This is a genomic window from Rhodococcus sp. JVH1, assembly GCF_000280725.2.
Lineage (GTDB): Bacteria > Actinomycetota > Actinomycetes > Mycobacteriales > Mycobacteriaceae > Rhodococcus_F > Rhodococcus_F jostii_A.
Genome location: NZ_CP166290.1, coordinates 900,476 through 920,144, shown reverse-complemented (window position 1 = coordinate 920,144; position 19,669 = coordinate 900,476). Strand labels below are relative to the sequence as shown.

Sequence of the window (19,669 nt, the reverse complement as noted above, 5' to 3'; positions counted from 1 at the left end):
GTGGATGCCGCACAGCGGGCAGCCGAAATCCTGGGGTGAGGCGGGGAACACCGCCGGCGGGGATTCGCTTCGTGGACGAAAGTCGCCGGGCGTCTGCGCCGAGCAGGCTAGTGGGTTACCAGATGCCGCTATACTGCAGCAGAAGCCGCGTCCTTCACCCGTGGCGCAACCTCTTTGGCTAGTAGCTCAAGAGAGCGGAACCACGCGTCCTTGTCGTCCTCATAGTCCATGGCTTCCACTAGAAGCGTCCCGAAACCACCAGAGTCTCGTTGCATGTCCAGGATCTTCTGGGTGACCGTTTCAACCGATCCGACGACGAACATATGCTCGATTAGATAGTCGAGTGTGAGCTCGTCGTAGGTCACCGAGTCGTCGTGCTTCCAGTTGTCCGCGATGCCGCCGAGATTCTTGAACACCGGCAGCAACTGGTCGCGGTAGAAACGGCCATAGAAGCCGTTGCGCACGTGATCGATGGCCTCTTCGTCAGTATCTGCGACGAACACCTCGCGTGCGATTCTCCAATCATCCCGGTTCGCAGTGCGACCAGACTTCCGCGCACCCCGTTCAACGGTTTCCCAGTGCCCGGCCATGAATCGATTGTTCATGTTGAGTGAAATCGGGAGGTATCCCATCTCTCCGGCCAGTTCCAGTGACGGTGAGTTCGGGCTCAAGCCGGAGATCGCAATGGGAGGGTGCGGGTCCTGGAATGGACGAAGATGATGGCCGAGCGTGCCTGGAACCGGACCGAAGGCGTCCGGTGCGATCTTCTCACACGTCCAGTACTTGCCTTCGTACCGCCATGGGCCCTCTTCGGTCCAGTACTTGACGATGATTTCCACTGCCTCGCGATTCATATCGCGGTGCTCGCCGGCGGCCATGTCGATGTTGAACATTTTCAGGTCGGTCGGCACGGATCCGGCGCCGAACCCCACCATATAGCGGCCCTCGAACAATTGATCCTGATAGGAGATGCGTGATGCGAGCTCGGCGGGGTGGTGAAGTGGCGGCAGGAACGTGCCGGCGCCGAGCTTGATGTTCGTGGTCTCCCGTGCGGCGGTCTGGAGAATGAGGTCCGGCGAAGGGACAGGCTCCCAGAGGTGAGTGAAGTGCTCGCCGTACCAGATTTCCTCGTATCCGAGGGTGTCGGCGTGCTTGATGACCGAGATATCCCAATCGAACATTCGCTTGTAGCCGCCGCGTTCCTGTGTACGCTCTGGGGGGGTGGGCCGGCGCGAAGAACAGTCCGAGTTTCACATTTATCTCCCTTGTTCGTTGATGTGGTTGGTGCGTTTGGTCGTTGCGGCTAGAGAATCACCCTGCGGGTGACGATGGCGGAGTCATCCCACATTTTCACGAAAGAGGATTCGGCCGACGACGTCCGTGAGAGTTTCTGCTGCGTCGGCCGGATAGCTGTCAAACCGCCAGGCGACGTGACGATCGGGACGTACAAGCACGCATCCGCTCTCGCCGACTTCCCGCCGACTGGCCCACTCGCCGTACAGATCTCGGAATCCATCATGCTGGCCGATCACATGTACGTCGATCTCGATTCCTGACGCAGCACTTGCTGCCGCAGCAGCCTCGAACCAGTCTTCACCGCCGAAACCCGTGAGCAGGCAGAGACGGGTGCCCTCCACGAGATCGAGCGTCGAGCATTCCCTGGTGCCACGGCCCAGGCGAGCGTGCGGAAGGCGTGCTCCCGGTTGGGTCGTCGGACGAAAATAGAGGTCGGGGTCAGAAGAGGGGTGATCTTCCGGCAGCGCATCATCAACGATCGCACCACACTTGTAGCGATATCCCAGTTCTACGCCGTGAGCATTGAACTGGTAGTTCGTTTGCTCGATGGCCTTGCGGAGCGATTCTCGACGCTGATCACCGACCGGGCCCGGTTCGGTGAGTTCATCGAGACGACTCTGGCCTTCCTCGACACTCTGACCAGGCTCGTATCCGAGCGCATCCGACACCGCCGCGAATTCTCTTCGACTCTGCAGTGCACGCGCCACCCCAGCTGCGCCGACGGGCTGACGTTCCGAGGAGTACGTATTCAGCAGCTCGGGACCGGCTTGCCCCTTCAGCACCAGGGCCATCTTCCACGCCAAATTGAAGGCATCCGCGACCGACATGTTGAGACCTAGGCCGTTGGCGGGCGGATGCCGGTGCACCGAGTCTCCCATGCAGAAAGCGCGGCCCGCCGAATACGTGGGAGCCACCTGACCGCTGACAATCCACGGTGCGCTTCCCAAGATCTCCACATCGACACCATCCTCGCCGATGAGTGCGCGCACCCGTGAGATCAGCGCTTCATCATCGAACGCAGTCGGATCCTCGGCTTCCGGGTCATAGTTGATGACCAAGACGAATTCCGTGAACGGACGATGGCAGATCAAGGTGCCCAATCGTCCCGTCGGAAGGGGCCCCGGAGCGAGATTCCACGCGAGTACCCCTGGCCGATGCGCGAGGTACTGGGTCAGATCTGCGCGAAACCAGATGTTCAAGGCATGTGCGATTCCAGCTTCTCCCGCAACCGCGAGCCCGGCCTGAGAGAGCACCGTGGCTCTTGCGCCGTCCGCTCCGATCAGGAACTGCGATCGAATACGAAGGGTCTCGCCGGTTTCAAGGTCCTTTACGATACTGACGACACCGTGCTCGTCTTCTTCGTACGATTCGAACTCGTGACGCATGCGTACATCGCAGTCCGCGTCGCGCACACTCTCCAACAGGAGTGGTTCCAATATGGTCTGGGGGCAGTTGAGCATCGGGCTCGGGCTCGCAGCAGCGTACTCCCCGGCGCGTTCGTTGCCGGTGCCCCAAGCTTCGAGACGCCCGACCTCGGGGGCTGCGAGCGTCGTGATCCACAGATTGTTGCGCATCAACGCGGGCGGAGTCGAGATCTCGATGAGGCGGTCATCGACTCCCAGGTGACGCATGATCTCTACCGTCCGCTGATTGACGATGTGAGCCCGCGGGGTGTGAGCGGTGCCAGCGTACTTCTCGACGAGCAAGCATTCGATCCCGTACTGGCGAAGCGCCAACGCAGTGGTCAGGCCAGATGGTCCCGCCCCGACGATCAAAACAGGCACATTGACTTCTTGCATCGGATCAGCTCCCAGATTTCCTAAATGACATGCGGTTCGAATTCCGGCGCGTGAACGGCCCCGTCGAATCGTCGTTGCCAGTTGCGCCCCGCTTTGCGACTGTTAGCAGACTCACATGTCACGGCGGTTGTGACTAGGTCGTGATTTCATATCGCGGGTGCAATCGCCTGAGACTCACCAGAGCACGATTGATAACTGCATGAACCACGTAGTGATGACGTTCAAGACGATTGCGGCGCGGTAGTCGCACTGGACTTCGGGAACGCAATAGCCGAACGCCAGCAAGCCCAAGGGTGGGGAGTCAGGTCATCGACGCCGCCGACCTGCGATCGGCGTTTCCCCAGATGCTGCGCGGCCTGTCCCGCAGCAACCTGAAATGCGCGCCGCCATGGCCGCGGTCCGCAACTGGGCAACAACCCGTTGGCCAACTGCCGTGGGGACACATCACCGTGCTGTTGGACAACCTCGACGACCAGGACCAGCGCATCTGGTACGCGCCGAGATATGCGTCGACACAGAACCCCCGGACGGGCGGGGCTGAGTTCGCCTCACGGTGGTGGCAAGTTGCCCACGTCGCCGCAACCGGCAGATTTATCGCGCTCGGACTTACGCATGGCGGGGCCGAGATATAGGTCGCGGCATCCGACTCGTCAGCGAGCACCAGGACCGACGCCGGGTCCACCCAGTGCATTCCAGCAATGCCCACTGCAGGTCGAGATTGGTGCAGCGCCACGCGTTCGGGCAACGATTCGACCCGAAACAACAGGTTACTACGTTCGCGGGTAGTTTGAGGCGAAGTACGGACGGCGTAATCAACGTCGTCCACGGCAACCGCGACGTCGGGACGGTCCTCATTGCCGGTGCGGAAGCAAGGCAGGGCTTCACCGTACGCACCGCCATCGCTCGACGTAATGACCTGGGCCGCAGACACCAAGGCTCACGCTCGAACTCGGTGACAACGATCCGGCGATCGTCCTCGACGAAGTGAACAACAGCGCCGCGCGGGACCGGACACCCGAGCCGGGAAGAGCTTCTCGCGGTTGCAGCGAGTCGACCAGTACGCCGGCCGGCCACCGCCTGGCCGAGGACGCGAGCCTCGGACTCCGAGTGTGATCCGGTACATCGAAGAAACGCTGTCGACAGTCCGGTCCGTGATCTCCTCGCCGTCTACGACGACAGGTCGTGTTGGGCTAACGAATCCGAGTACGGCTGGGACCCGTCCACGGCGGACGTCCGATATGGATCGCGGACTTGCAATCGTGTCAGATCGAAAACCGGCAGTACCTTCTTCAGTTCGCACACATTCGAATCACTCGGCCTGCGTGCGCCTTTCGAAAGGGTGAAGCAGAGCGGTATCGGCCGCCAAGTTTCGACCGAAGCCGGCATGAGGGAGTATGCCGAGGACCACACGATCCCCGTCGTGAGGTAATCAGCCCCTTGCTGCGGCGGGCCGAGTCTCCGCCGCCGCAACCGGACTCAGCTCGCGGCGGCCTCCGGATTCGTCGCGAGCAGGTCGAGGGTGATGTCGACGATGAGGTCTTCCTGTCCGCCGACGAGGCCGCGGCGTCCGACCTCGAGGAGGATGGTGCGGACGTCGATGCCGTATCGCTGGGAGGCGGCTTCGGCGTGCCGGAGGAAGGACGAGTACACGCCGGCGTAGCCGAGGGTGAGGGTTTCCCGGTCGACGCGGACGGGCCGGTCCTGGAGCGGCCGGACGAGGTCGTCGGCGGCGTCCTGGAGGGCGAACAGGTCGCTGTTGTGCTTCCAGCCCTGCAGGTCCGCGACGGCGATGAACGGTTCGATCGGACAGTTGCCGGCGCCGGCGCCGTGCCCGGCCAGGGAGGCGTCGACCCGGGTGACACCCTCTTCGACGGCGACAACGGAATTGGCGACCGACAGCGACAGGTTCTCGTGGGCGTGGATGCCGATCTCGGTGGCCTCGTCGAGCACGTCCCGGTAGGCGCGGACCCGGTCGCGGACGCCGTCCATGGTCAACCGGCCACCGGAGTCGGTGACGTAGACGCAGTGCGCGCCGTAGGACTCCATGAGCTTGGCCTGGGCGGCGAGCTCGGGTGCGGTGGTCATGTGGCTCATCATGAGGAAGCCGGAGACGTCCATGCCGAGTTCACGGGCTTTGCCGATGTGCTGGGCGGCGACGTCGGCTTCGGTGCAGTGGGTGGCCACGCGGACGGACCGCACGCCCAGTTGGTAGGCGTGTTCGAGTTCGGCGATGGTGCCGATGCCGGGCAGTAGCAGGGTGGTCAGCCGGGCGTGGGTGAGGTTGGCGGCGGCGGCTTCGATCCATTCCCAGTCGGTGTTGCTGCCGGGGCCGTAGTTCAGCGAGCCGCCGGCGAGTCCGTCGCCGTGGGCGACCTCGATGCCGTCGACACCGGCGGCGTCGAGCGCGGCCACGATCTTGCCGACGTCGTCGGGGGTGATGCGGTGGCGGACGGCGTGCATGCCGTCGCGGAGGGTGACGTCTTGGATGAACAGCCTGGTGGTCATCGGGTGGCTCCCTGGGTTGCCGTCGGGGCGGCGATCGTGTCGGCGACGGACTCGGCGTAGCGCACTGCGGCCGAGGTCATGATGTCGAGGTTTCCGGCGTAGGCCGGCAGGTAGTGGGCGGCGCCTTCGACTTCGAGGAACACCGTCACCTGGTGGGTGGGGGCGGCCGTGTCCCCGGAGGCGAGCAGGGTGTGGACGGGTTGGCCGTCCGGGACCGGGGTGATCTGGACCTGTTGCTTGAGTCGGTAGCCGGGCACGTAGGTCGCGACATGGTCGACCATCGTCTGGATCGAGTCGCGCACCTTGTCGTGGGTGGCCGGGTCGGGGGCGGAGATCAGGCACAGGACGGTATCGCGCATGATCAGCGGCGGGTCGGCCGGGTTGAGGATGATGATGGCCTTTCCGCGGCGGGCGCCGCCGACTGTTTCGATTGCGTGGGAGGTTGTTTCGGTGAACTCGTCGATGTTCGCGCGGGTGCCCGGACCCGCGGACTTCGACGCGATGGAGGCGACGATTTCGGCGTAGGCGACCGGTGTCACGCGGGAGACGGCGGCGACGATCGGGATGGTGGCCTGACCGCCGCAGGTGACCATGTTGACGTTGGTGGCGTCCCGGTGTTCGTCGAGGTTGACCGCCGGCACCACGAAGGGGCCGAGGGCGGCCGGGGTGAGGTCGATCAGCCGTTTGCCGAGCGGTTCGAGCAGGGCGGCGTTGGCGGCGTGTGCCTTGGCGGAGGTGGCGTCGAAGATCACGTCGATCTCGTCGAAGTTCGGCAGCTGAAGCAGGCCCTGGACGCCGTCCGAGGGGCATTGTCACGTTAACTGAGAGATTCTGCAGGGCATCGGATTCGGGTGCGGCATTGTCCGAGTCGGATGTTGCTGTAAGTGGTTCAGGCCGCGACCGCGGTGTCGGTGATCTCACGCCAGATGGTGAACCGGGCGGCCATCACCTGCCGGTACTCACCCGCCGACAATCGGTGTCGGTGTGGCCGGAAGTGCGGTGAGATCGACGAGAACGCCGACAGAAATCGCTGCGCGTGCCGCATCGATTTGAAGCGCTTCATCGCCCGCTCCCGCTGCCGGGTCGGCTGATGCGAGTTCTCGGCTCGATTGTTCAGGTACTTGGATCGGCGATGCTCGACGGAGCCGAGCAGGGCGCGATGCGCGACGGTGTAACTGGACAGCTTGTCGGTGACCAGCACCCGCGGCACGTATCGCACGCCCTTGAGCAGCTTACGAAAGAATCGCTTGGCAGCCTTGGCATTGCGGCGGGACTGCACCAGCACGTCGAGCACGTTGCCGTGCTGGTCGACCGCCCGCCACAAGTAGCGTTGTTCGCCATCGATCCTCATAAAGACCTCGTCGAGGTGCCACTTATCGCCCGGTCGTGCCCGGCGGCACCGCAGCTGGCTCGCCCAGTCCTGCCCGAACTTCGCGCACCAGCGCCGGATCGTCTCATAGGACACCACGACACCGCGTTCGAACATCATCTCCTCCACATCGCGGAAGCTGAGGCTGAAGCGGAAGTACAACCACACGCAGCGCTGGATGATGTCGACCGGGAAGCGGTGACGCTTGTACGACGGCGCTGCGGTGTTCACCAAGCCGATCCTGCCAGCCGGACCCCACTACCGTTAACGTGACAATGCCCTATGGAGTGTGGGGCGGCACCACCGACCTCGACCGCCAACATCTCACTACACCTCGTCCCCCGCGCAAACCTGTTTGCGTTTCGGGGCGGTTTGCAATCAGGACTGTTCGGCCTGTCGCTGCTCGATGATCCATGCCGCGATCTGAGTACGGGACGTGAATCCCAGTTTGGAGAGGATGTGTTCGACGTGGCCCTGGGCGGTTCGTTGCGAAATGACGAGCTTGCCGGAGATCGCTCTGTTGGTGAGGCCTTCGGCGACGAGCTCGGCTACCTGCTGTTCCCGCCGCGTGAGACTCGTGAATCCCGGCTTAACTGAGGTATCGGGCCGACCCTTCTCGTCGAGGGCATACGCTGCGAAATCGTCGAACCACGCCGTGAGGCCGCGCCGGAACTCCGTCTCGAACGCCCGGTTACCGATCACCCTGCGGGCCTTTTGCTCGATCCCGGTGTGCTGGACGAGCAGGTTCGGGTAGATGTTGCTCGGGCTCCCGACCGTCCGGGCGAGCGCCTCGGCAGCACCCATCATTTTGGCGGCCCGCCGGGGAGCTCCCTCATCCACAGCGATCCACGAGAGAACCTCCATACACCCCGCAGCGCTGGTGTGGTCGTCCACCAGCCGAGCGAGCTGCAGCCCCTGCGTGACCAGATCTTTCGCATGGGAGTGCTCGCGACCCCGCCAGGCCCCCACCCCCGCACACCACAGCGACCATCCCCGGTAGACGGACTCGCCTCGCGACTCGGTGAGCGCAAGAATCTCCCGGTAGCACTCCTCGCTCCGCGTCCGGTGTCCGTCCGCGTCACTTGCCAGCGCGAGCCCGAGCAGCGACCAGATCATGTACAGCAGGTTGCCCTCCTTGCGAAAGACCGCGAGCGAGGATTCGAAGTGCTCACACGCGGTCGAGGCATCCCGGGCGACCAGAGCGTGACAACCGGCGGCATCGGCCATGAGTGCCGTGCCGGTACGATCGCCGAGCTGCGCTGCCAGGGCGCCTCCACGCTGCGCATAGAGTGCCGACGCCTCCGGGTCGCCGTGCAGCCCGGACAGCACACTCAGCACGTATAACGCCTTGATCCGCTCAACACCGGGTTCACCGCACTGAACCGCCAGGAGCTGTGCGAGCCACCGCATTCCTTCTCGCAGCCTGCCCCGCACCCGCCAGTACGGGTACAGCGCCGTCGCCATGCGAATTCCCGTGTCCGCATCACTCGGGCCTGTCAAGCAGAACTGCAGAGCCGCACGGATGTTGGACTGCTCGGCGTCGAGACGCACGACCCAGGCCGCCTGCCGCGAACTGATCCAGTCGGACTCCGCCCGCAGCACCAAGTGTTCGTACCAGTCCCGGTGCCACCGCAACAGCGATCCGAACTCGCCGGTCTCTTCCAACCGGTCCGTACCGTAGTCGCGCAGCGTATCGAGCAGCCGGTACCGCACCGCTCCCGTGACCCCTTCCCGGATCAGGATCGATTTGTCGATCAGAGACGCGACCACGTCTACGACCTGGGCCGGCGTCATGGTGTTGGCGCAGATGGCTTCGACGGCGTCCAGGTCGAAGCCGCCCGAGAACACTGTCAGCCGTGCCCACAACTCCCGCTCGGCCGGGGAGCACAACTCGTGGCTCCAGTCGATGCACCACTGAAGAGTCTGCTGCCGTGCTGGCGCCCCACGACTACCCGTTGTCAGCAGACCATAGCGGTCCGTCAGTCGTTGCAGGATCTGCTCCACCGACATCACCCTGATCCGTACCGCCGCCAGTTCGATCGCGAGCGGCAGACCGTCTAGTCGGCGGCAGATCGCCGCCACGACGTCCTCGTTGTTCTCGGCGATCTCGAAGTCCGGGACCGCCGTCGCCGCGCGTTCGACGAAGAGGTTCACCGCCTCGTACTGGCCGAGCCCACTTCCGACCGCCGATCGATAGTGCAGATCCGGCATCGTAAGGGGCGGCACCCGGAGCGTCGCTTCTCCTCCAATGCCGAGTGGTTCTCGGCTGGTCGCAAGTATCCGAAGTTCCGGGCAGCTGCGGAGAAGGGTTTCGGCGAGGGCGGCAACCGGTTCGACCAGGTGCTCGCAGTTGTCCAGGACGAGCAGCAGCTTCCGTACTGCGAGGTATTCGACGAGCAGCGTCTCGGGTGGTCCGCCCCGACCCTCGCGCAGTTTCAATGCTGACGACACTGCGTCGATGACCGTGTCCGGGTCGTGCAGTTCGCCCAACCCGACCAACCACACACCGTCGTCGAACGCGCGGCTGGCGTCGGCCGCGACACGCAATGCGAGCCTGGTCTTTACCACTCCCCCGACACCAGTCAACGTCACGAGACGCGACACGGAGAGCAGCCGACGACCTTCGGTGATTTCACGGCGACGGCCGACGAAGCTTGTCAGTTCGTAAGGCAGGTTTCCCACGTTCGCCTTGCCACCGGAAGGCATGAAACCGTCACTTTCATCTCACGTACCCCTGTGACCACGGTACCTCCGCAAATTGCGGCCTCACAGCGGCGTGGTGAAGCCGTTCGCGACGCGGCTCACCTGGTCGAACGTGGGGGTGCCTGGCTGTCCCGGTAGCAGCGGTCGGGATGGTGCCGGCGGGCGCAGACCAGGGACCATCCGTTCGTCGGTGATGGCATCGTTCACCGTTTCGCGAATGTGTGAAAGTCACACACTTACCCGCTTGGAGGTATTCCATTATGAGTTCAGTCACAAGCATCGACTGATACGAGGAATTGGTATGACTGCCGTCTCAACGCTCGCAGCTTCGCGAGATCTACTGCAACACAAGTTCCAGCAATTGCTCAACGGCAAGCTGGTGGACGGCGCTGCTTCCCAGCCCGTGATCGACCCGGCCACGGGCCAGGTCATCGCACACGCCCCTGTGGCCGATCGGCAACAAGTCGACAACGCCGTCGCAGCCGCGAAAGCTGCGTTCCCTGCCTGGCGCGATGCGTCTGTTGCGGACCGTGCGGATGTCATCCGGCGACTCGCAGACATCATCGAAGAACGCCGCGACGAGATCGCGCGGGTGATTGTCCTCGAGAATGGAAAGCCGCTGGCTGACGCCACCGCCGATGTCGAGTACTCGATCACCTGGGCACGTCATATCGCGGACATGTCGTTGGATGGCACGGTCATCCGCGACGACGACGAAGCCTATGTCGAGGTCCGGCGCAAGCCGATCGGCGTGGTCGCGGCGATTCTTCCCTGGAACTTCCCGTTCTTCCAGTTCGTGTATAAGCTGGCTCCCGCACTGCTCACCGGCAACACCGTGGTCGTCAAACCGTCTCCGACGACGCCCCTCAGCGCACTGCTTGTCGGCGAGGCATTGCGTAGTCTCGTGCCCGCTGGTGTGGTGAACATCGTGGGAGACGCCGGCGAGGTCGGACCCATGCTCACCAGTCACCCCGATGTCGGGAAGGTGTCGTTCACCGGATCCACGGCGGCCGGCAAACGCGTCATGGCCAGCGGTGCGGAAACCCTCAAGCGCATTGTCCTCGAGCTCGGCGGCAACGATTCAGCGATCGTCATGCCCGATGCCGACGTGAAGAAGTCCGCCGCCGGCATCTACACCTGGGCCTTCGCCAACTCCGGCCAAGTCTGCATCAGCATCAAGCGCATCTACGTTCACTCGTCGCTGTACGACAGCTTCTGCAATGAACTCGCGGAACTAGCAAACAACGCGGTCGTGGGACACGGTCTCAATCCCGAAACCGATCTCGGACCGATCCAGAACGCCCGTCAGTTCGAAACCGTGAAAGAATCACTCAAACTCGCTCACGCGCAGGGGACAGTGATCGCCGGTGGCGAGGTACTCGACGGCGGTGGCTATTTCGTTCGACCGACAGTGGTTCGCGATGTGGATGAATCATCTCCGTTGGTGTCCGCGGAAACCTTCGGACCGATCCGCTCGGTGATGCGCTATGACGATCTCGATGATGCGATCGCTCGGGCCAACAACACCCCGTACGGGCTCGGCAACTCGGTCTGGGGTGAGGATCTCGACGCGGCAGAGCAGATCGCAGACCGGCTCGAAAGCGGCACTGTGTGGGTCAACACCCACTTTGCGCTGGCCCCCGACGTGCCATTCGGCGGGCGCAAACAGTCCGGACTGGGGGTCGAGTTCGGCCGCGAGGGCATCGAGGAATACACCGATGCCCACGTTATTCACATCGCTCGACAGTAGTACCCGACACAGTCTCGCTCCGTTCAAGCCGCTGACAAACGATCCCGACAAACACCCCTGGCCACACGATGGGAAAACCATGACACTCGATTTCAGTCTCAGTGAGGAACAAAAGCAGATCCAGGCAGACGCTGCCGAGTTCGCGGATACTGTACTGACCCAGGTCGCCGGCGCGATGCGCCCGTACCACGATCCGGAGTCGCGATTCAACGCGATCAAGCCGTTCTATGAGCAGATGGCCGACGCAGGTTTCATCACCGCATTGATCCCCAAGGAATACGGAGGAACCGCATTTACGTCACTCGAGTTCTGTCTCTCCGCCGAAGAACTGGCTCGCGTGGACATCAACGTCCCGAGCGCCATCCTCTCAACGGGCCTTGGACTCGACGCCATCATCAACTTCGGCAGCGACGAACAAAAGACAGAGTTCCTACCGCAGTTCACCGACGGCACACCCAGGCTCGCCGGCATCGCATTCTCCGAGGTGGGCGGATCGGCGAACTTCGACTCCAATGTCGTCGGCACCGGGGTTCGGACCACTGCCCGTCTCGAGGGCGATGAGTGGGTGATCAATGGGCACAAGCAGTACACGACCAACGGAACCGGTTGGGACGGAGCTCATCCCGATCTCTTCACTGTCCTCTGTACGACCGATCCGCTCAGTCCGATCTCCGAGGCCGCGGCCATGATCGTTGTACCCGGGTCGACACCGGGCATCGAGGTCGTCGGAATGATTGACACGTTGGGGCACGTCGCGACCCCGTCGCCGATGGTCAACTTCACCGACGTCCGGGTCCCGGCGGGCAATATCCTGGGCAGTCCGGGAGACGGTGTGAAGATTGCGCAGTCCTCCTTCACCTGGACCTCCGCACCGATCGCCATCGCGTGTGTCGGTCGTATGCGTGCAGCATTCGACGTGGCCTACGAGTTCGCGAAAACTCAGCATCGCGGTGGGCCCACGCCGATCATCGAGTATCAGAACGCCGGCTACATGCTCGCCGACCTGAAGATGAAGATCGAAGCGGGACGCTACCTCGCCTTGAAGGCCGCGGACCACTACGACAAGACTGGTGGCGCCGATAGGGAGATAGCCAACATCGCCAAGGTCTACAACTCCGAGCTGTGCGTGCAGGCAGTCTATGACGCAATGCGTCTGGTCGGCGTCGAGTCCTACGGCGGAACCGACAATGCACTCTCGGAAATCATGGCAGATGCACTGTGCTTCCCCATCTACGACGGCGGAAACATGGGTGTTCGCCGGCGGCAGCTGCACGAGTTGATGAAGCAAGAGGGATACGATCCGCTCGCGCTGCGAGATGGAAAGGCGTCCGTTTACAGCACAGAGAAGGACGCCGTCCAGCTCGTCTAGAACGCCTCAACGGGAACGGATCTCGGGGCTGAATCAGTAGCACTTCAAACAGTGCAGGCGTCGAGACCGACCCGTATCCGTGACGGCGGGTGAGCGCCGGGCCATCCATGCCCAGCGCTCACCCGCCCACAGTGCAACACAAACCTCGTTCCCCGGCCAGTGCGACGTTGGACGGCTATGTCAGTCAGCGAGGAAACGACTGGCACCCCCCATATACACCTCGCTGCCGCGGGCAAACCAATAATCCCGAAGGCCTCCGCAAAAGATGTGTTAAGTAACATGAACTCTCGCGAGTATCGCCAATGGCGCCAGAGGCGGCGCGCCGCTTGGATCGAAGTGAACCGCACACCCAAACATCCTGACACCGAGGCGGAGCGCCTCATCGAGTTTGCCAGCACGTGGGCACCATACGGGGGCGCTACCGAGGAGGAGATCCTCGTGCACTTCGGAATGACGACGCGCCGGTTCATTGAGCGTTTGTGGCAGATCATTCCTGAATCGAATTGTGCCCGAGAAGAGATACACAGTTTAGCGAGCGCGTATCCGCACCACCGGCGAACGAACGGTTCCTCACCCGCTTCGTAGTCGCTCGGCGTCCGGTTACGTGGACGACCCAGGTGAGTGGCAGTCCGACAGATCCCAAGAACCTGAGCAAGATTCAGAGTAAACGCAACTTAGGCGGGAAAGAAATGTGGCACAGCCATAGCGACAATGACATTCTCGACTTTGCCCTTCTCTGGGAACCACTCGGGGGACCCGCTCCGGAAAATGTTGCAGCCGCCTTCGCAATCGACATCAGTGATTACAACCGCCGGCTCGACGCTGCTCGTAGGTTCCAGTTGGCGCGACTTCGGCAGGGCGTCACATCCCCCGAGCACATCTATGGTCTGTCCGCTATTACAGCGCTTGATCGAGATCCCCCGCTAGAGCATGTCATACGAGCGACCGAGTCATCCTCGTGACTCGTTGTTCAAGACATGACCGTCGAAACACTTACCCCACGACACACCAGGTTTCAGTGTGGGACGGCCCGCGATCTCAGGCTGCGATACGCGAATCGGAGACCAGCCTCATCTGGCATAGCGCCTCGTTCGGTGTTGCGGACCAGAACAACGACTGCACGGTCCATACGCGGCCACACCCGAGCAGTCGAGCCACTTGTCTCGACACGCAGTGTCAGAGGAATTTTCGCGCGCATCACGAGACCATCCGCCCTAGCGCATCTGCATCCCCTGTTGGGGCAACTCGACCATGCGATCAATCAAAGGAGAGTCATGTCCTTCCAAACCGATCATGTCGGGCTCAACGTCACCGACCTGAACAAGTCCACAGAGTTCTACACCCGCATCTTCGGCTTTACAGTGGTGGCCGAGTCGCACGACGGCGATCGTCGGTCAGCCTTCCTGGCCCAGGACGAAGCGATCGTGCTGACACTCTGGCAGCAGAGTAGCGGCCGCTTCGACGTCGCCGGTCCGGGACTTCACCACCTTTCTTTCCAGGTGGCAGATCTCGACGCCGTCCGCGCGGCAGAAGCGGTGATCAAAGAGGTCGGAGCCGTTCTCCACTACGACGGCGTCGTGCCACACGCAGAGGGCACCCCGTCGGGTGGAATTTTCTTCGAGGACCCCGACGGCATCCGGCTGGAGATCTTCGCTCCCGAAGGCGCTGCCGACCTTCGCGCCCCCACCGCCGGGGCCCCGAGCTGTGGGTTCTTCTGATCAGGCATCCAGGAGAGGTCGCAGTCCAGCACCGGACGGGACTGCGGCTGGCCGATCACGGGAGCTCACGAGTTGGTTCGCGGATCCCCGACGTGGCCGCAGAGTTTCTCCGGAACCAGCACGCGCTCGTCATCGGCGCCGCCGACGATGACGGGCGGGTCTGGGCCGGGATGCTGGCCGGCCCGATCGGCTTCGCCGCACCCCGCGACGATCGAACGATCGACCTCAGCGTCTTACCCCACCCCGGGGACCCCCTTCACGGGCTGTTCGAACAGAACCGGGACGTTGGTCTGCTGGCCATCGAGCCACAGACGCGGCGCAGAATGCGGGTGAACGGCATAGCCGTGAGGGCCGACGAGATACTGACGGTGAGCGCCGAGCAGGTCTACTCCAACTGCCCCAAGCACATCCAGGCCCGTCCCTATACCTCTCCTCCCGTACCGCGACAGGAACTCGGACGTAACACCGCACTGTCACAACGGCACTGTGAGTGGATCACCGAGGCGGACACCTTCTTCATCGCCACATACGTCATGGGTTACGGTGCGGATGCGTCCCACCGAGGCGGCAACCCCGGGTTCGTCAGTGTGACCGGCCCGCGCACGCTGCAGTTCGAGGACTATCCGGGTAACTCGATGTTCATGACACTGGGCAACCTCGAACTCGACCCAGCAGCAGGACTGCTGTTCGTCGACTGGGAACGCGGAGAGACACTGCAGCTCACCGGCCGCGCGTGGGTGGAATGGAACGACAAACGCATCGTGCACTTCGAACTCGACGAATACATACACCCCGCCGGCACCGTGTCGGCAAATGCTGACGCCAATGCACCCCTCCCGACGACCAGCGATTCACCCCCGCGGATCGACCGCGACTGATTACCGAGATGATCACCGACATCGGCGATCGCGGTCGCCGGTGTCGGCGCGCTCCGGCTCGTTGCGGCCGTGTCTCCTAGCTCAGGTGATCTGGAAGTACCGCAGCCGGGCATACAGCTTGGACCGGCTTATACCGAGGCGTTTGGCTGTATGTACTTTGTTGCCGTCGCAGGCGACGAGCGTTCTCTCGATCAGTTCCCACTCGGCCTGTTCGAAGGGCGTCAGTTTCGATCGCACCGCACTCAGGCGCTGATATCGAGTGGGGAGATCAGTGATGGAGATGTCGCCTGCGCTCCGTCGTCTGCTGACCTCGGCCAGCACTGCGGCTAGTTCGGCCAGATTTCCCGGCCAGCGATGGCGGCGCAACAGATCGATGACCGGAGTGGAGAGGCGTACCTGGGGCGCCCTACCCGCATGGAGCTCACGCAAAATAGCGTTGGCGATTTGCGCTACGTCCTCCAGCCTCTCCCGAAGCGGCGGTAACTCGACCCATTCTGTGCACAAGCCACCGAGATAGTCGATGTCTTTGTGGCCGGCGTCGCGCACCGTGGTCATCACTATGCGTCTGCTGGCGGTGCGAATCGTCTCGGCCACCTCCGCGACGGCACGGGAACTCAGGCAGTCAGCCTCTTCGATCACAAGAGCAGTTGTCGAGTCTGTCATGGGCTCGTGCTCGAAATCGGCCGCAGAGATCACGACCGCGCTTTCACCAGCAATGCGGTGCGCGGCCCGTGAACGTCCGGTGCCGCGCTCGCCGATCACGAGCACTGGGGTACGCCGGGCGGCGAGGGCGTCGAGGCGTTCGTCGATTCGATCCGATACCGATCTGGTTCGGCCGAGCGTACGTGGCACCGGTGGGCGCTCGCGTACGTTGCTGCGGACACGGAGCAATGCTGCTTGGCCATGACTCGGGCTGGCCACCTGGACGGCCACTTCACGGCCCGACTCGAGAGTTAAACGCGCCTCGGTGGAGTGTCCGCCGGCCATCGCGTGCTGCTCGAGTTCTGACAGGTCGGACGTCGACAATTCGTCGAGCGCGCGGCGATTGTGCAAGACGAAGTCGCGTCCGAACAGGACCACCGGATCGTCGGTTCGCCGCACCAGAGCATGGAAGGCGATCAGGGACTGTTGGACGTCAGGGTCGTAGTCGGCGAGAAATCGCATGGAGATCTCACGCACCATCCGGTCAAGTACAACTTCGAGTGCTCGACGCTGCCGATGCTCAAATCCGGTATCGACCATCAGGTCGATGACGCCTTCGAGACGTCGAGTCACCGGGTTGATAATCGGAAGTCCGTAGCAGTCGAAGCTCTTGAGGCATTCCAGAAAGTGCTCCTCACCGACGACGGTCACGGGTTCGCGTGTCTCAACGCATGTCGCGATCGCGTTGGTCCCCGTGCGGGACTCGTCGAACGGCATTCCCAGGCATCCTCCGAACCGGTCGGTGCTGGCAGCGAGGTCTGCATCTCCGAAGAATCGGCCGACGATGGTGCCGCTGGAATCAGCAAGCAACCCGCCCGCCCGAACACCGCTCAGTGACTCGCGAACGCTGTCGAGAACCGGTGTAGCCGCCTGGAGCAGTCTGCTGGAAGAATCGAACTCCAACTTGGCAGGCCCGACGATATGGTTGGCCGGTTCCAGACCGAAATGTTGGGATCGGCGCCACGACATCGCGATCGTGGGTCGAAGGAGCTGGGGGCCTACGGTGGCATCGCCATCGGCCGAATCGGGGGTTTGAGCCATTGACCTGGATTCTACCGAATTGTGATATGGATCACCGGGTGGCATCTGTTGGTCGTCGAGGGGTACGGCCTCGGCATCCGGACCCTTTGCGTGTCCGCCGAGAGATTGCGGGACGGCTTCTACAAAACTCATGCCATATCTCCCTCATGACCGACTGCGGGGAGGTTGACTACGCGAAGGTCAACCGCATCTCCGAGTGTCCGGATGAATCCATGGTCGGCGACCCACGCGCCGCTAAGTGTGCGAGGTTCGTACATTCGGGCAGGAAGTGTTCGCCGCCCCGGAACGGGGCCGCTACCAGCTCGTCACCGAACACAAACTCGTCCGGATCCAGCAGCAGAGACAAATGATGTTCCGAGCTCTGGCCGACCGCCTTCACGACGAGACCGGTCTGGCTCAAACCGACCTGATCGTCTTCCGTGACCGACAACGGAATCGTCCACTTGATCGACGGGCACCCTTCGACCACAGCGCATCGGCCTGTCCCGACCGCACGCCTGCTTCCCCCGTCCTGCCCAACCAAACCGACGGAACGACTGTCTGTGGCCCTCGCTCAACTCGGGAATCCAATCGCCTGCGAACCGACTACCCATCGTTCCCGTCAGCCAGCCAGCCGATCTGTTCAGACTCTGGACCGACCCTCCCGGAGGAGCCCGCGCGAGGTCATCTCGGCTGAGCGTGCATCCCCGCCCATGGTTCACCACTCGATGGTGGTGGACCATCGGACCCGAGTAGTACACCTTCCATCTGGCGCATCGTGGTTCTGAGTTCGCGGACTACGGCCGCCACGGCCGGTCTGCGGAGAGTGTCGGATCGAGCAACCAGCCAGTAGTCCATCTGGACCGCAATCTCGTCGGGAAGGATCCTGATGAGATCGTCGTGGCGCGCTGCCATGAAGGTCGGAAGCAACCCGAGCCCCGCGCCGGCCCTCGTGGCCTCGACGTGCGCGAAGACGTTGGTGGAGGTAACCGAGTCGCGCATGTCAGGCAGATAGCGTCGACCGACGTCGAGGTCGTCGACTTGCAGCATCGAGGATATGAAGTAGACGAGCCGGTGCTGGGTGAGGTCGTCGACGGTGGTCGGGGGGTAGTGCCGGCGCAGGTAGTCGGTCGAGACGAACAGGCCGAGCATGTAGCCGCCGAGCCGGAACGCCTCGGCTCGGACCACCTGCGGCTCGCCGATGACAATCTCGATCTCCAGACCGGACCGGTGCTGCCCTGCTCTCCGGGTCGTGGAGACGATCTCCACGCTGATGCCGGGGTGACGCTGGTGGAGGCGTGCCGCGGCGGGTGCGGCGATGAACGTGCTGAATGCATCGGTGGCGGACAGCCGGACGACGTCCTCGATGACGGGTTCGGTTTCCGGGCTCGACTCGAGCTCCTGCAGGACGCCCTCCAGCCTCTCCGCGGCGGTCAGGGCGCGCTGGCCGAGCGGGGTCAGTTCCCACCCCCCGTTCGACCGGGTGAGCAACTTGCCGCCCATGGTGCGTTCGAGAGCACTGATCCGCCGCGAGATGGTGACGTGATTGATCCCGAGTGTCTCAGCCGCTCGGTTGAATCGGCCGCTACGGGCCACCTCCAGCAGGACCAGCAAGTCATCGGCACTCGGCCACGATGGTGCCATCTTCACCTTTTTGCAGATTTGCTGTTCGAGTTCGGCCATTGCCTGAACCGCGGTGGCTAATCAGACTCGATCGTATGCCCGCTCGTACGCGGATCCGAAACCAGTCACGGACCCGAAAGAGTGGGACGCCGTCCTCGTCCATCACCAAACTCCCGGTCGTGCGAGCGGTAGTCCCCGCGTCGATGGCCCGCACCCGCGCTTCCCGTTCCTCCCAGGGCCCAGGGCCCAGGGCCCCGCACAACACACGAAGGACATCAGCATGACTAACCCGTGACTAACCCCGAGTCACGTATTCGCAATCGTCACCGGGTCGGCTCAAGGCATCGTCGAGCCATCGCCGAACGGCTGATCGCCGACGGAAACGACGTGATACTGCTCGATCTCGCCGCCCACGTCCACCAAACGGCGGAAGAGATCAAGGCCGTGGGCGCCCTGCAGATCGACGTCCGTGACGTGGAATCGCTGCAGGCAGGAATCCGCTCCATCGCCCGCGAGCAGGGCCGCCTGGACATTCTTGTCAACTGCGCTGGCACCTGCGGCCGCGAATCGTTCGAAACACTGAGTCCGCAGACCTGGCACCAAGGCCTCGACACCTGACCGCGACCGCATTCGCCTGCCAGGCAGCGGTTTTCCCACACATGCGTGCCAGGTCGGGTCCTGGGGCATCACATGCAACGTCGTCGCTCCCGGTCCGATTGCCTCACCGATGGCCGCCGGCGCCGACTATGGCGTCGAGTCGCTGCCGATCCCCCGATTCGGCAAACCGAGCGAAGTTGCCGGCGCAGCGTCGTACCTGCTCACCCCCGACGCCGACTACACCACCGGCACCTGCCTGCACGTCGTCGGCGGAAGCGTCCTCGCCTGACCAGCGGCTGCAGCGGCTAACGCGGCGGCCGCCGGCAGCCCGTCCGGGCAA

15 protein-coding genes and 1 pseudogene are annotated in these 19,669 nt (G+C 63.2%); 7 read left to right on the top strand and 9 right to left on the bottom strand.

Annotated features, from left to right (window positions below):
- Positions 1 to 128: 128 nt before the first annotated feature.
- Entirely contained in the window at positions 129 to 1,181 is a 1,053-nt protein-coding gene (locus JVH1_RS41795) for an LLM class flavin-dependent oxidoreductase (RefSeq protein ID WP_009476137.1), read from the bottom strand.
- 156 nt (positions 1,182 to 1,337) lie between these two features.
- Positions 1,338 to 3,095, bottom strand: coding sequence for an FAD-dependent monooxygenase (locus JVH1_RS41790; RefSeq protein WP_009476138.1), 1,758 nt, complete (start codon positions 3,093 to 3,095; stop codon positions 1,338 to 1,340).
- Positions 3,096 to 3,439: 344 nt separating this feature from the next.
- Between JVH1_RS41790 and JVH1_RS41785 the strand changes: the two genes are divergently transcribed.
- Positions 3,440 to 3,727 carry a hypothetical protein gene (locus JVH1_RS41785; RefSeq protein ID WP_237735198.1) on the top strand — a complete coding sequence of 96 codons (288 nt, stop codon included), beginning with the start codon at positions 3,440 to 3,442 and terminating at the stop codon, positions 3,725 to 3,727.
- 844 nt (positions 3,728 to 4,571) lie between these two features.
- Here JVH1_RS41785 and dmpG read toward each other — a convergent pair.
- The 4 genes and pseudogenes from dmpG to JVH1_RS41765 form a co-directional block, all read right to left on the bottom strand.
- Positions 4,572 to 5,600: a 4-hydroxy-2-oxovalerate aldolase gene (dmpG, locus tag JVH1_RS41780; RefSeq protein ID WP_009476143.1), complete on the bottom strand. Its 1,029-nt coding sequence runs from the start codon at positions 5,598 to 5,600 to the stop codon at positions 4,572 to 4,574.
- Positions 5,597 to 6,397, bottom strand: a pseudogene (locus tag JVH1_RS41775) (acetaldehyde dehydrogenase (acetylating)); the annotation flags it as partial. The pseudogene JVH1_RS41775 and the gene dmpG, both read right to left, overlap by 4 nt.
- A gap of 92 nt (positions 6,398 to 6,489) precedes the next feature.
- On the bottom strand, positions 6,490 to 7,203 hold the full coding sequence (locus tag JVH1_RS41770; protein ID WP_157174013.1) for an IS6 family transposase: 714 nt from the start codon (positions 7,201 to 7,203) through the stop codon (positions 6,490 to 6,492).
- Between the two features lie 144 nt (positions 7,204 to 7,347).
- Positions 7,348 to 9,675: a LuxR C-terminal-related transcriptional regulator gene (locus JVH1_RS41765; protein WP_009476146.1), complete on the bottom strand. Its 2,328-nt coding sequence runs from the start codon at positions 9,673 to 9,675 to the stop codon at positions 7,348 to 7,350.
- A gap of 298 nt (positions 9,676 to 9,973) precedes the next feature.
- Between JVH1_RS41765 and JVH1_RS41760 the strand changes: the two genes are divergently transcribed.
- From JVH1_RS41760 to JVH1_RS41745, 4 genes are all read left to right on the top strand, one after another.
- Positions 9,974 to 11,422, top strand: coding sequence for an aldehyde dehydrogenase family protein (locus JVH1_RS41760; RefSeq protein ID WP_009476148.1), 1,449 nt, complete (start codon positions 9,974 to 9,976; stop codon positions 11,420 to 11,422).
- Positions 11,391 to 12,791, top strand: a complete 1,401-nt coding sequence (locus tag JVH1_RS41755; protein ID WP_237735196.1) for an acyl-CoA dehydrogenase family protein — start codon at positions 11,391 to 11,393, stop codon at positions 12,789 to 12,791. The genes JVH1_RS41760 and JVH1_RS41755 overlap by 32 nt, the downstream gene beginning before the upstream one ends.
- A gap of 1,274 nt (positions 12,792 to 14,065) precedes the next feature.
- Entirely contained in the window at positions 14,066 to 14,509 is a 444-nt protein-coding gene (locus JVH1_RS41750; protein ID WP_009476152.1) for a VOC family protein, read from the top strand.
- A 92-nt stretch (positions 14,510 to 14,601) separates the two neighbouring features.
- Positions 14,602 to 15,387 carry a pyridoxamine 5'-phosphate oxidase family protein gene (locus JVH1_RS41745; RefSeq protein WP_009476153.1) on the top strand — a complete coding sequence of 262 codons (786 nt, stop codon included), beginning with the start codon at positions 14,602 to 14,604 and terminating at the stop codon, positions 15,385 to 15,387.
- Positions 15,388 to 15,468: 81 nt separating this feature from the next.
- Here the strand turns inward: JVH1_RS41745 and JVH1_RS41740 are convergent, their stop codons facing one another.
- The 3 genes from JVH1_RS41740 to JVH1_RS41730 form a co-directional block, all read right to left on the bottom strand.
- Positions 15,469 to 17,262 carry a sigma-54-dependent Fis family transcriptional regulator gene (locus JVH1_RS41740; protein ID WP_083849780.1) on the bottom strand — a complete coding sequence of 598 codons (1,794 nt, stop codon included), beginning with the start codon at positions 17,260 to 17,262 and terminating at the stop codon, positions 15,469 to 15,471.
- A 37-nt stretch (positions 17,263 to 17,299) separates the two neighbouring features.
- Positions 17,300 to 17,560 (bottom strand): hypothetical protein, encoded by a 261-nt coding sequence (locus JVH1_RS41735; protein WP_157174014.1) that lies wholly within the window; start codon positions 17,558 to 17,560, stop codon positions 17,300 to 17,302.
- 233 nt (positions 17,561 to 17,793) lie between these two features.
- On the bottom strand, positions 17,794 to 18,792 hold the full coding sequence (locus JVH1_RS41730; RefSeq protein ID WP_009476157.1) for a LysR family transcriptional regulator: 999 nt from the start codon (positions 18,790 to 18,792) through the stop codon (positions 17,794 to 17,796).
- Between the two features lie 231 nt (positions 18,793 to 19,023).
- Here JVH1_RS41730 and JVH1_RS41725 point away from each other — a divergent pair, with 231 nt between their 5' ends.
- Both JVH1_RS41725 and JVH1_RS41720 read left to right on the top strand, forming a co-directional pair.
- The gene (locus JVH1_RS41725; RefSeq protein ID WP_009476158.1) at positions 19,024 to 19,350 is read left to right on the top strand and encodes an SDR family NAD(P)-dependent oxidoreductase; all 327 of its coding nucleotides are present in this window, start codon (positions 19,024 to 19,026) and stop codon (positions 19,348 to 19,350) included.
- Between the two features lie 10 nt (positions 19,351 to 19,360).
- Entirely contained in the window at positions 19,361 to 19,618 is a 258-nt protein-coding gene (locus JVH1_RS41720) for an SDR family oxidoreductase (RefSeq protein WP_083849781.1), read from the top strand.
- Positions 19,619 to 19,669: the final 51 nt, after the last annotated feature.